Origin of the sequence: Pontibacter sp. SGAir0037, from assembly GCF_005491705.1 — a bacterium.
Taxonomy (GTDB): Bacteria; Bacteroidota; Bacteroidia; order Cytophagales; family Hymenobacteraceae; genus Pontibacter.
The window spans coordinates 2669297-2682450 of sequence record NZ_CP028092.1; the positions used below are offsets into that span (position 1 = coordinate 2669297).

The window sequence follows — 13154 nt, forward strand, 5'->3', positions numbered from 1 at the left end:
TTATTTTACCTTGAAAACTATCCTAAACAACGCATTTTTTTAATTTTCCTTTTCAGAAGAAGAAATAGCATAATTTTATCAAAAAGGCAATAAATAAGACTACCTCAAACATTTTTTCATTTTTTTCGTAGCCGCACCTGTACAACTTATAAAATTATTTTCTATATTGGACTTATAGTTTAGATGGATATGGAGTACAATATAGTTACAGCACCCAGTTTAGAATTGTTAGCAACCGAAGTTGCTGCATTCCTTCCGCAGGGATGGAAATTAAAAGGAGGAATTTTAGAGCACAACAAAGGATACGCACAGCAGCTTGTGCGAAACCCCTCTGACAGAATAAGGCCTGCCCGAAAGGAGGCCGCTCCGAAGCAGCATCGCCGCATGAAATGGATTGAGTAAAAGACTTTATTTTTTAGCCAAAGGTGATTCACACCCATAACTACTGCCTGCAGTAAGTTTTGGGTGTGTTTCTTTTTAAATGAGTATTGCCATAGCAGCCTGAGCGCGTTTAAGAGCCACTTAATGCAATTGCCTCTCTGTTAGTTCTTCTTGTTTCTAAGCATTTCCAAAGCTCATTCTAAGAAACAAAAACAACATTTACACTACCTCAAACAGCTGTTTAAAACTGCATAGAACAACCACCACTTTTCTGAATATAAGCTGCTTACACCAGCAGTAATTAAAACACGCCTGTCTAGGTAATAGACAATTATAAAAGCTTTGCTTTTAAAGTTTAAACTTGCACCCTTCCAGAAGGCCTATTTTCTTCTCCTCCTTTTCTACAGCTAAGCCTTGCTTGTTGGGCAACATGTGCATGCATTAAAGGCTCACTCAGTCTCAGCTTTGAGGCGCGAATATAACCCTACAAATAATTGTTAGCCATACACTTACACATGGCCACCAAGACTGATTTTCAGAAATTAAACAGAATATCTATTAAAACAGCATCTTTTTCTGGCTTTGCAAGTATATAAGGCTGACAAAATAAAGCAGTATTCCTATAATATAATAAATATTAAAGATTATAATTAGAATAATACCATTTACCGCTGTTTTCAACACTTACACCCTTTATAGCACTAAAAAACAACCATGAGAAGATTTGGATACTTCATTGCTCTTTTGATTTGCTTTACTTCATGCATGACAAAACGCCAACTTGTGTATATGCAGAATGACAATCTGAAAGAGCAGGTGCCTGTGAATACACCAAACCCTTATACCCCTTATAAACTTCAACCACACGATGTACTCTCTGTGAAAGTTCAGAGCGACCAGCCAGAGCTTTCCAGCATCTTTAACATCGTAGACCCTTCCAGTTCATTCGGTTTCGGTGAACCTGGCAGTATGTACATTACAGGTTATTCTATTGATCAGGATGGGAATATTACGTTGCCAAGTGTTGGCAAACTGCCGGTTGCTGGGCTTACCACCAAAGAGGCCCAGGATCTTATACAGAAGAATGTTGTCCGTTATATTCTGGATGCTACGGTAATAGTTAAACTTATAAGCTTTAAGGTAAGCGTGCTTGGCGAGGTTCGTCAGCCAGGCTACTACTACATCTACAACGATCGCGCAAGTATTTTGGAAGGCCTGGCTAAAGCCGGAGACCTAACACAAGTAGCAAATCGACGTAATATAAAACTCATCCGCCAAACGCCGAATGGCTCCGAGACTATTTTGCTGGACTTAACAGATCCTAATCTAACAAAATCACCTTACTATCATTTAATGCCCAACGATGCATTATATATAGAGCCAAGCAAAACTCAGGTTGATCGCGACAACATTATCGTGCTAAACGTTGTATTTACAGCTATATCGGCAGCAGTTTTATTACTTAATTACTTTAAATAAACCAATGAAAAAGAATAAGAAAGAGCATGAGATAGATCTAAAAAGCTGGTTTTTCAAATTCAAGACCAAGTGGTATTTATTTGTTGCATTTGCTCTGGTATCGCTGGCAGCCGCTTATGTATTTGTGCAAAGCTCTAACCGTTTATACGAGTTTAAGGCTACACTCCTGTTAGGGGATCAGCATACCGGCTCTAAAAAGGCCCAGGAACTGCTGGAAATACTGGCAGTACAGGATAAAGGTATTAAAGTGGAAGACGAGATCGGCTTAATCACGTCAGCCGACATGGTAAAGAAAGCTGTAAAAAAGCTTGATTATAATGTATCTTATTTCCAGGTGGCAGATCACTGGCTTAACTCAGCTTTTGACTTAATTAAAAGCGAACAGTATGAATCTGCTCCATACGAAGTACAACTGGATACATCCTCTTACCAGTTAGTAGATGCGCCGTTTGAAGTTAAGATTCTTTCCGACAAAGAATACGAGCTTACCATGAAAGCGAAGAATGTATCGAAATACAGCTTCAGAAAGCATGCTGCCGTAGAATTTATTCCGGAAGTTGAATTTACAAGGGTATTGGAGTTTGGGAAACCTTACAAAGACCAGTACATGAGCTTTACCCTGAACAAAGCCGACCTGGCAGATAACACGCCTGCTAAGAAGTATCTTTTTGTGGTAAACAGCCTTGAGAGCCTGGTTGGTCAGTTTCAGGCAAACCTGGTTGTAAAGCCCATAGAGCGCGAGTCTCGCGTGCTGGAACTTAGCAGCAAAGGCAGTATACCTGAAAAAGAAATTCTTTTCCTGAATACATTGATGGAAGAATATGTAGCGAACGATTTGTACGAGAAGAACCAGAACGGTAAAAAAACACTCGCCTTTATCGAGAGCCAGCTTACACATTTAGAAGATTCTCTGAGACAAAGCAAGCAGGCTTTATCTTCTTTCCGGTCTTCTGAAAGAATTACCAACATCAGCACACAATCGAACATCAGCTATGAAAAGCTATCGCAGCTGGAAGTAGAAAAATCGAGAGTAAGCACCGACAAAGAACTTTATGTTGCTATACTCAAAGATATTCAGCGAAACGATGATGCTTATGAGGCTGTTTCGCCTAACGTTGCCGGTATTACCAACTCGCACCTTGTGAACCTTTTTCAGCGGTTGGCAGACCTGAACCAGCAGAAAGCAGGTTTCAGCGTAAGTGCTACAGAAGATAACCCAAGACTACAGAAGATCAACGGTGAGATCAGAAGCACACGCAATACAATTATTGCCAACCTTAAAAACCTGATCAGTACGGCTGATCTTTCCATCAAGGATATTAACCGCAGGATAGGCGATCTGGAAACAAGATTGGCAAGAGTACCTGAAAATGAGCGTAAGTTAATGGACTTGCAGGGACAGGCTGATTTTATAAGCAAGAAGTATGAATTCTTGCTAGAGAAACGTGCTGAGGCTGCTATTTCCCTTGCTACCAACACCACTGATAAAAAGATTGTGGATCAGGCTACCTTAAGCAGCGCAGGCCCTATAAACGTGAAGCCAAAAATGATTTATATGCTGGCTCTCGTTATCGGCCTGATTATACCTGCAGCCATGATTGTACTGATCGACAATGTGGATAACACTATACAGGGAAAGAATGACTTGCTTAAAGTTACCAACATTCCTTTCTTAGGAGTTATTGCGCACGGTTCCAAAACTGATAAACTGGCTGTAAAAAATACGCCACGCTCAGCTATTGCAGAATCATTCAGGTCGCTCCGCATAAACCTGCAGTATGTATTAGCTGAAACTGATTTTAAAGTAGTGGGCATTACCTCTTCTGTATCCGGTGAAGGCAAAACCTTTACTTCGGTTAACCTTAGCTGCGAGATGGCTATGTCGGGCAAAAGAACCGTGCTGATTGAATCTGATATGCGAAAGCCAACTTTCAGCAAATACTTTAATACAAGCAACGAAGCCGGGCTTTCTTCTTACCTCACCAAAGGCTTACCCTTGGAGGAGGTACTGCAAAAAACCGAAGTTGAAAACCTGGATATCATATCAGCAGGCCCTATACCGGATAATGCTATCCAGCTACTCGAACTTCCAAGAATGCGCGAACTGATTGAAAAGCTGAGAATGAATTACGATTATATTGTTATTGATACGCCTCCTATAGGGTTTGTTTCTGAGTACTTTATCCTGATGAAGCACATGGATACTAACCTTTATGTGGTCAAGCATAAGTATACCAACAAAGACATGCTGGAGCAGATAAATGAGCTTTATGCTTCTAAGCGCGTAAAGAACATTTACACAGTTATCAACGACCTGGATTACAGCAACACATACGAGTATGGCTATAAGAAAAAAGCCACTTACTACTATGTTTAGCAGGAACCTACCGCTTAAAGCTATTTAACCTATACAAATAATCTGGCAGGAGTGATAGATGACAACATCTTTCACTCCTGTATTATACCCTTAATGCTGGGCAGTAACAATGAGTAAAAATCTGGCCTCCAAGGCTGTAAATGGACTTAAGTGGGGAACGGCATCAACCGTAGCTAATGCCGTTATGCAGATTGGGTGCAATGCTGTCATGGCCAGGCTGCTCGATCCGGGTGCATTTGGTCTGATTGCCGGTGCACAGGTTGTACTTCGGTTTGGAAGCTACTTTGCAAATTTCGGCTTAACCAAGGCAATTATACAGAAAGAGCACCTTACGGAAGAAAACGTAAGGGCGGCATTTACTTCCTCTTTCCTGCTGGGATTAGTGTTTACCGTTATAAGCTATCTTTTAGCACCCTTTGCTACGCTTATAGTTGACAATCCTGACGTGATCCCGTTAGTAAAGGTAATGGCGCTTTCTTTCCTGATCAGCGGTGTTTCAACAACTGCTGTCAGCCTGCTTGAGCGGGACATGCATTTTAAAACGCTGAGCATACTGGAAACAGTATCTTATATTATATCTTATTTAGGCGTAGGCCTTACAATGGGCTACCTGGGCTTTGGCGTCTGGAGCCTTGTCTGTGCCTCGCTTTTACAGGTTGGTATTGTAGCCATAGGTGCTTACGCTGTTATCAGGCACAATGTAGTGCTGCTTTTTGTGTGGGAGCATTACAAGGCTCTGTTTGGCTATGGCAGCAGGATGTCTGTCATCAGTTTTTTAGAGTTCCTGAACCAGGAAATTGGCACCATATTAATAGGCCGGACACTAGGCACACACAGGCTAGGTATTTACAATCGCTCGTATATGCTGGTAAACCTGCCAATGTACCAGCTTACCCGTATACTAATGAAGGTAACCTTTCCGTCTTTCAGCAAGTTACAGGCTGATACAAAAAAGCTTGCCAAAGTATATTTATCCAGTATTACCTTATTGGCCGCTATTATAATCCCAATGTGTTTAGGCATCTTGGTAGCTTCTCCGGAAATCATTGCCATTATGCTCGGCGACCAGTGGATGGAAGCTGTGCCCGTGATGCAGGTACTGAGTCTGGCTATACCCTTAAGCTTTATTACCATGTTTGCAGGTATTGTATGCGATGCCAAAGCAGTATTAAATCCAAAGATCGTTTTAACCGTAATTTTTATAGTAATGATCTGCTTCTTTTTTTATCTGCTCAGAGGGTATGGTTTGGTAGGATTTGCAGCGGCTATATTTTTAGGTGAACTCGTACGTATAATATTATATCAACGCTTGATGAACCGCGTGCTCGAGATTTCGTACAGGCAACAGATTTCAATTTATATGCCGGGATTGATAAATGGCATTGTGATAGCAGTAGCCATGTACCTGGTAAGTACTATGATGCGTGGAGCTGACCTGCCTTTATGGTTAATCTTAGGAGCTCAGATTGCAATCGGAGGTATACTTCTCGGAACACTTACCTTGCTGTTCCCGCATAAGCTACTCCGCTCTGAGATTCAGGCCATTCTTACCAGATTTGGCATCGCAGACAAAACAGACACGTATTACAGCAAGATAATACACAAGTACAGAAACTATATTTTAAAGGGAGCATAAATTTTATTGCCTCAGGTTAAAACAAACAGAATATGACGATAGGAGTTAGCGGACCGATTGATTTAAAGTTACTTGAGTGGGACGTGAATAGCAACGACCTGCCCACTACGAATGCTTTCCCGCTTACATCTCATTTTATAAATGGATTACTCAGACGTGGCTTCAAAGTTATAGGCTATACAAGTTCAGGAGAAATAGACGAACCGAGGGTTATCAGTAGCGGTAACCTGACTATTTGTATAAGCAGACATAAACCTCAACCCGGCAGAAGGTTCTTTAAGTTTGAAGTGGAAGATTTGCGTAAAACCATAGAAGCCAATCCTGCTGATGTTATTTGTGCTTTATGGTCTTATGAGTATGCCTGGGCACCACTTAAAACCAAGATACCAACTATTGTGCATCTGCACGATGTAGCTTTCCAGATCCTTCTAAAAATCCCGGATATGTTTCGCCTGGTCAGGTGGATGATTAACTACATTGTTGTTCATAAAGCTACTCACCTGGTAGCCAATTCTGTTTATACATTTAACCAGCTTGGCCGAAGAACCAGGAAAAAGACAAGAGTTATCGACAACTTTTACCCTTACAACCTGAAGCAGCGCTTATCTGCTTCTGCTATAAAAGGAAACTATATTATTACAGTAGCGCAAGGCTTTACCAAACGTAAAAACATTGAAACAGCCATACATGCTTTTTCGATTCTGCGTAAACAGTATCCCGAACTGGAATATTACCTGGTAGGTGTAGACTCAGAAAAAGGTGGTTTGGCGGAACAGTATGCCCAAGCCCATAACCTGACCGACGGAATTCGGTTTATCGGTCCCTTGCCGTACGGCGAAGTTTTTGAGCTGATACAGAAAGCGCAGTTACTTTTACATCCTTCACGTGAGGAATCTTTCGGCATGGTGCTTTTAGAAGCCATGGTTGCTCAGACACCGGTTGTGGGCGGCAAAAAGAGCGGGTATATCCCTCACCTGCTCGACTATGGCAAGGCTGGCCTTCTCTGTGATGTAGAGTCTCCTGAATCTATTGCAGCTGAAGTAAGCAAGGTGCTATCGAATGAAACACTGTATAAAGAGCTGGTTCGGGAAGGCTATAAATTTGCCGAGGGAAATTTTTCTGAAGATGTGATCATTAACAAACACCTGGCTTACTTAAGTGAGGTGATGGGAAAACCAATAGTGCCCCTTACCAAAAGCGCTTCTTCTTCAGAACGCAGGAACCTGATCAGCAATTCGCTACAGACCTGATAACAGAAGACATTTATGAAACTGAATTACTCCTTCTTATTTATTATTCCGCTGGCCCTTATTTGTGCCTCTGATAATATGTTTACAGAGCTGGCTGCACCTAAAAACCTGAACACGCAAGCCTCGCTCTTAAACCTGATCATTAAAGGATCGTCGGCATTAGCATTTCTTTACAGTACATTTTACTTTAAGCGGATGTCGCCATTCATGCGCTTTGCCTTTGGCCTTACCACCCTGTATTTACTGGCTATGATGTTTGAGTCGTATTATTACTACAACTCCATCATGATTTACCCGCACGTGTTTCAGCGGATACTTTTCCTGTACTACATTTATTTTGTTTATACCTTTTATAAAGGAAATTATCATCTGAAGTTCTCGCATGTGGTATGGTTCATCCTGGCTGCGTTCTGGCTCAACGTCATCATTGTGAATCCGCATACGCTAAGTATATCTTCCTTTACGAATCATAACAGGGGCGTACACTCCACCTCCGTATACATGCTGGTGGTCCCTTTCTTGTATTTCCTGAGCCGCTACCTTTACAAAGGAGGCTTCTTTGATCTGTTCATGTCGCTTTTTGTGCTCCTGAACATCTTCTTTTTCCAGCATCGTACCGTTTGGGTATCAACAGCTATGGTACTGGTGGTGTATTACCTGCTTATCAGGTTTAAAGGCAACGAACCGATCAACTTTGTAGGCAGGCTAATGCCCGTGGCTACTGTAATGGTTATACTAGGTATTGCCAGCAGTGCCTTTTTATTCTCGGAACATCCCGAAATTATAGACAAAGTACAGGAAAGCATTTCCGATATCGAGAACATGGATTCTCAGGGCACAGGCGGCTGGCGTTACCAACAGTGGCTTTCATACCTGCCATTTATTGAAGAGAACTTTATGTTCGGGATGCGTAACGAAGGCTTTGAATTACCTATTCAGTTCTACCGGGACGATATAGACCAGCCTGTTTTTGAAGATGGAAACGGACACCACTTCCATAGTTTTTATGTGGATATTTTGTTCTACATTGGTTTTGCAGGCCTGCTCCTGTTCTGCCTGGCTGCCCTTTACGTTATCTGGAAGAGCCTGACAAAGAGATCAATTACCGACAAAGAAATTATACTTGTTTCGTTTGTGAGTACAGGCTTTGTTTTCGGCATCTCTTATGTTTTACCGGCCTTTTACTATGCCTTCCTAGGCTGGGCAATTGCCACTGTCGAAGAAGAACGTATAGAGCATGTTACTTATCTGAAAGCCTTTGCCCAACGCCGGAAAGCAAATTTAATCGCTTTAAAAGAAAAGTTAATTTCATCGTAGTAACCCCTGAACAAGATTTACAGTACTATATATCAACTGTACAATTTACCCTTATATGAGTACTCCTAACACTACTGATATTCTGCACACTCCTGTGCTCCTTATTATATTTAACAGACCACATACTACCCAAAAAGTTTTTGATCGCATCAGGCAAGTGAAGCCAACTAAGTTGTATGTAGCCGCCGATGGGCCTCGCCCGCATGTAGACACAGATCCGGAACGCTGTGCCGAAACGCGCCGGATTATTGAGCAGGTAGACTGGGACTGTGAAGTGAAGACCCTTTTCCAGGAGCAGAACCTGCGATGCGGTGTGGCTCCGGCCAGGGCTATTTCGTGGCTGTTCGAAAACGAAGAAACAGGTATTATATTAGAAGACGACTGTGTTCCTTCTAAAAGCTTTTTCTGGTTTTGCCAGGAAGTACTGGAGAAATACAAGTACGATACGCGCATTATGCACGTAAGCGGTAACAACTATCTGAACGGCTGGCGCCACGACTGTGATTACTCTTATTATTTTTCTGACAAAGTAAACGCCTGGGGCTGGGCAACCTGGCGCCGCGCATGGCAGCTGTTCGACTTCAACATTCCTACTTATCCTGAGCTAAAGGAAAAAGGATACTTGAATGACATCTTCTTAAACAAGATTGAAGCGACCTACCGCCTGAACCAGCTCGACAAAACCTATGCTAACCTTAAAAAAGGCGATGTATGGGATTACCAGTGGGAATTTACCGTATACAGTAATTCAGGCTTGTGTATCATTCCGGAAGTGAACCTGGTTAAAAATATAGGTTTTGGCGAAGATGCTACCCATACGTTTAACCTGCACGACAAGAATGCCTATATTTCGGAGCAGGAAATACAATTCCCTTTACGGCATCCGAAATTTGTTATACGCTCCGTTGAATCCGACAGGCGCAACTTCAATTACCTTATCAAGAACAAAGTAAGTGCGAAGCTCAAGAGCATTTTCAGCCTTTAACAGTGAACTATGAAATTACTTTTATCTGCATATGCCTGTGAACCGAATCGTGGCACAGAGCTGGGCAACGGCTGGAACTGGGCTTTGAATACCGCTAAAATGGGTTATGAGGTCTGGTGTCTCACCACGGTGGAAGGAAAAGAGAATATTATAAAAGAAGTTGAAAAACTGGCCTTGCCGAATCTGCACATTGTATTTGTAGAACTTCCCGCCTGGATAGACAAAGCCTTTGAATACCATTTAGGATTCTACTTTCATTATATCGCCTGGCAACAGCAGGCGTATAAGAAAGCGAAAGAACTGGATAAGGAGATAAACTTTGACCTGGTACACCATGCCACAATCGGCAGCCTGCAGCTAGGCACAGCGCTCTGGCGCTTAAACAAGCCCCTTATCTTCGGGCCGGCAGGAGGTGGACAAGAAGCTCCAAAGGCTTTTAAAAAGTACTTTTACCGCTGGTGGAAAATGGAAGTGGTGCGCTCCTGGATCAGCAAAATACTTTTAAAAACGAATCCTGATGTACGTAAAGCCATGCGCCATGCCTCGCTGGTACTTACAACAAACGAAGACACCTACCAAATGGCTAAAAACTGCGGGACTTTAAACCCTCAGATGTTTTTAGATACCAGCTTACCAGAGGATTTCTATCCGGCAGCTTACCCGGAAAGGGCACCATCGAAAGAGCTGAAGATTTTATGGGTAGGTCGGTTATTTGCCCGCAAGGGGCTACCGCTCGTACTGGAGGCATTAAGCCATGTGAACGCAGCTGTGCCGTTTAAACTCACTATCCTGGGAGACGGACATATGCACGATCTTGTACCGCAATGGATAGAAGCGTATAAACTGCAAGGCAAAGTAGACTGGAAAGGCCAGGTGCCCTGGGAGGAAGTAAAAAGGGCGTATACAGAAAGTGATGTGTTCATGTTCTGCAGCCTACGTGATTCTTCAGCAGCTCAGTTCCTGGAGTCGATGGCTTATGGTTTACCTGTTATCACACTAGATCTGCACGGCGCTAAAAACCTGGTACCTGATCATGCAGGCATTAAAGTAAAAGTAACTACCCCTGACACTACCGCTAAAGCACTTGCCAAAGCCGTAGAACACTTATACTACAACCCGGATTTGCGTGAAGAAATGGGCCGCAACGGCTATGCTTTTTCGAAAACACAAACTTGGACATTAAAAACAAAACACATTGCCAGCTTATATAGTAAATATACCAAATCGGCAATAGAACAACCTATATCGCTAGAACAGTAGCCTTTAAGATCATGATTTATATAGTTATCCCCGTTTTTAACAGAAAAGATTTTACCCGCGACTGCTTATTGTCGCTTCGTAAACAAACAGACCCTAACTATAAAGTAATAGTTGTAGACGATGGCTCTACCGATGGAACAGCAGACATGCTAAAAGAAGAGTTTCCGGAGGTAACCGTCTTATTTGGCGATGGCAATTTGTTCTGGACGGCCAGTGTGAACATGGGCATTCATCATGCCCTGGAGCAGGGTGCAGATTATGTCATGACCATGAACAATGATGTGGAAGTTGCTCCTGACTTTATAGAAAACACATATAAGTGGGCTAAAGTTAAGCCTAATGCTGTCATCGGAGCACTTGAAATGGATGCTGAAACCCGTGAGCCTATTTTTGGTGGAGAAATAATCGATTTTAAATTAAACAGTGTACGCCACCTGATACAGGAACTGCCGAAAGAAAAGCAGGTTGGTATACACCTGGTATCACAACTGCCTGGCCGTGGTTTGTTAATTCCTCGCACCGTAATCGATAAAATCGGGGTATTTGACCAGGAGCAGTTTCCGCATTACGTGGCCGACTACGACTATACGCATACTGCGGCCCGCCATGGCTTTGAGCTATACTGCAACTACGATGCTAAGCTTTATACTTATCCGGAAGAAAGCGGTGAGCGCAAAAACAGGAAAAGCAAAAACCTGAAAAACTTCTACAACCACCTGTTCGATATTAAGGGAGGCGGTAACTTACGCGACTTTACCAGGTTTACGTTAAAGAACTGCCCGAAGCCTTATATACCTTATTACCTGGCTAACGGCTACGCCCGCAGAATATTCGGCTACCTGATGAAGTAGTGTACCAACAAATTCAAATACCGCTAATTCCATTGAAAAAAACTACCTGGAAAGCAAGCATCTTTATCTCTTTTATAGTATTAACAGTACTTGCTTTCTGGGTAATTGTACAAAAGAACAACAAGCCAGACACAGCTTCCGCTCCACCTATTGGCAAATCGACACAGCCTGGCTCTATCGTTATTTCAAAAGGAGGCACTTACTCGGGTAACTGGGAATCCACAGATTCTGAAATACCGGCGGTGGAAATCCGCACCTTTGAAAAAGTAATTATAGAGAATGCTACTATAAAAGGCGCTGGTTACCTGATAAAGTGCTGGGGCTATGATGCCGACGTAACCGTACGGCAGACGAGAGGCTATGGCCTACCCCCTACCCCCTGGAAAGAATATGAAAAGCCCCGCCGCTTCCTGATTGTGAATGACTTTAAAAATGTAGTTGTGGAAAACTGTTATATGGAAAACACGGCAGGCATTTATGTAGGAGACAGCTACAAAGGAAACGGCACAGAAGAGCAAACAGTCAAAATCAGGTTCAATAAGGTTAAGAATATTGATGGGCGCATTCACGGCGGATGGTACAGAGTGCAGTTTGTGCAGTTTAATTTCCGAAATGCCTTGCCTCACGCCGAAATTTCCTGGAATGAAATTACCAATGAGCCTGACAGGTCTCGTGTTGAAGATAACATTAACATTTATAATACCCGTGGCCTGCCTTCGTCTCCGATACAGATCCATAATAATTATATAGAAGGAGCATATCCTTTGCCTGCTACTAGTAAAGAGTATTCTGGCGGCGGTATTATTACCGACTCTCCCGACGCAGACTCCACTTCTTCAACGGCCTTTGTACACATACACGACAACCAGCTTGTAGCGCTTAGTAATTATTGCATTGGCATTGCAGGTGGCAACAACATTTCGGTGTATAACAACAGAGCCATTGTATCAGCTATGTTTGATGATGGTACAGCCTATAGTTCCTGGACAAGCGGTATATGGGCTAAAGATTATTATAAGAGAAAGGCTACCTTTAAAAATAAGTTCTACAAAAACATATTAGCCGTTGCAGGTCAAAAAAGAACCTGGCGCAACGAAATAGCTGATAGCACTTCCGCTGTAGCACAGGTATACGATAATAACATACTTCAATCAGAAGTCACCAAAGATCTTGAACGAAAAGAATTTGAGCTGTGGCAAGACAAAGTCAACAGCCAACATATTACCTTAGGTCCTGAGACCCTGGCTGCTCCAAATTAGCCTGCTGCTTGATCGCCTACGCTTCTTATACAGTGCATCTTACTATAGCCTGCCTCCACTTCCTAAGTTATTCACTACATAAACAGCTGCTCAAGCGCATTAATCCTATTAGTCTTATTTAAAATCAGCCGCGTACAAGCTCCCTTTATTCTGGATTACCTTCAAACCTGGCGCTGAACAGTTAAAACTTAAGCCTGAAAATTCAGCTATATTAAGTCTCTTCCACACTTCTTCTATTTATAGAAATATTCCATTATACAAATACTTAAGGTTATTTTAAATGCTTTTGTTCCCGTTAAAGCACAATCTTAAATATATTAAATATTAGATTATTAATATATATAAATATTAATAATAAA

The 13154-nt window shown here is 42.3% G+C and carries 10 protein-coding genes; all 10 read left to right on the plus strand.

Annotated elements, in window-relative coordinates:
• Positions 1 to 189: 189 nt before the first annotated feature.
• The 10 genes from C1N53_RS10800 to C1N53_RS10845 all read left to right on the plus strand — a co-directional run bounded on the left by C1N53_RS10800 (position 190) and on the right by C1N53_RS10845 (position 12795).
• Positions 190 to 402: a hypothetical protein gene (locus C1N53_RS10800; RefSeq protein WP_137759320.1), complete on the plus strand. Its 213-nt coding sequence runs from the start codon at positions 190 to 192 to the stop codon at positions 400 to 402.
• A 744-nt stretch (positions 403 to 1146) separates the two neighbouring features.
• A complete protein-coding gene (locus tag C1N53_RS10805; protein WP_240773189.1) occupies positions 1147 to 1860 on the plus strand; it encodes a polysaccharide biosynthesis/export family protein in 714 nt (237 codons plus the stop codon).
• A gap of 4 nt (positions 1861 to 1864) precedes the next feature.
• Entirely contained in the window at positions 1865 to 4237 is a 2373-nt protein-coding gene (locus tag C1N53_RS10810) for a polysaccharide biosynthesis tyrosine autokinase (RefSeq protein WP_137759322.1), read from the plus strand.
• A 109-nt stretch (positions 4238 to 4346) separates the two neighbouring features.
• Entirely contained in the window at positions 4347 to 5873 is a 1527-nt protein-coding gene (locus C1N53_RS10815; RefSeq protein ID WP_137759323.1) for a lipopolysaccharide biosynthesis protein, read from the plus strand.
• 32 nt (positions 5874 to 5905) lie between these two features.
• Complete coding sequence (locus C1N53_RS10820) at positions 5906 to 7123, plus strand: glycosyltransferase family 4 protein (protein ID WP_137759324.1); 1218 nt, start codon at positions 5906 to 5908, stop codon at positions 7121 to 7123.
• Positions 7124 to 7138: 15 nt separating this feature from the next.
• Positions 7139 to 8440 carry an O-antigen ligase gene (locus C1N53_RS10825; protein ID WP_137759325.1) on the plus strand — a complete coding sequence of 434 codons (1302 nt, stop codon included), beginning with the start codon at positions 7139 to 7141 and terminating at the stop codon, positions 8438 to 8440.
• Positions 8441 to 8495: 55 nt separating this feature from the next.
• Positions 8496 to 9425, plus strand: a complete 930-nt coding sequence (locus C1N53_RS10830; RefSeq protein WP_137759326.1) for a nucleotide-diphospho-sugar transferase — start codon at positions 8496 to 8498, stop codon at positions 9423 to 9425.
• A 9-nt stretch (positions 9426 to 9434) separates the two neighbouring features.
• Positions 9435 to 10685: a glycosyltransferase family 4 protein gene (locus tag C1N53_RS10835; protein ID WP_137759327.1), complete on the plus strand. Its 1251-nt coding sequence runs from the start codon at positions 9435 to 9437 to the stop codon at positions 10683 to 10685.
• Positions 10686 to 10696: 11 nt separating this feature from the next.
• Positions 10697 to 11536 carry a glycosyltransferase family 2 protein gene (locus C1N53_RS10840; protein WP_137759328.1) on the plus strand — a complete coding sequence of 280 codons (840 nt, stop codon included), beginning with the start codon at positions 10697 to 10699 and terminating at the stop codon, positions 11534 to 11536.
• Positions 11537 to 11568: 32 nt separating this feature from the next.
• Complete coding sequence (locus C1N53_RS10845) at positions 11569 to 12795, plus strand: glycosyl hydrolase (RefSeq protein WP_240773190.1); 1227 nt, start codon at positions 11569 to 11571, stop codon at positions 12793 to 12795.
• Positions 12796 to 13154: the final 359 nt, after the last annotated feature.

Excerpts from the sequence above, each read along its gene's own strand:
- C1N53_RS10820 (WP_137759324.1), top strand. The coding sequence starts at position 5,906 with ATGACGATAGGAGTTAGCGGACCGATTGATTTAAAGTTACTTGAGTGG.
- C1N53_RS10825 (WP_137759325.1), top strand. The coding sequence starts at position 7,139 with ATGAAACTGAATTACTCCTTCTTATTTATTATTCCGCTGGCCCTTATT.
- C1N53_RS10810 (WP_137759322.1), top strand. The coding sequence starts at position 1,865 with ATGAAAAAGAATAAGAAAGAGCATGAGATAGATCTAAAAAGCTGGTTT.
- C1N53_RS10815 (WP_137759323.1), top strand. The coding sequence starts at position 4,347 with ATGAGTAAAAATCTGGCCTCCAAGGCTGTAAATGGACTTAAGTGGGGA.
- C1N53_RS10800 (WP_137759320.1), top strand. The coding sequence starts at position 190 with ATGGAGTACAATATAGTTACAGCACCCAGTTTAGAATTGTTAGCAACC.
- C1N53_RS10835 (WP_137759327.1), top strand. The coding sequence starts at position 9,435 with ATGAAATTACTTTTATCTGCATATGCCTGTGAACCGAATCGTGGCACA.
- C1N53_RS10830 (WP_137759326.1), top strand. The coding sequence starts at position 8,496 with ATGAGTACTCCTAACACTACTGATATTCTGCACACTCCTGTGCTCCTT.
- C1N53_RS10805 (WP_240773189.1), top strand. The coding sequence starts at position 1,147 with ATGACAAAACGCCAACTTGTGTATATGCAGAATGACAATCTGAAAGAG.
- C1N53_RS10840 (WP_137759328.1), top strand. The coding sequence starts at position 10,697 with ATGATTTATATAGTTATCCCCGTTTTTAACAGAAAAGATTTTACCCGC.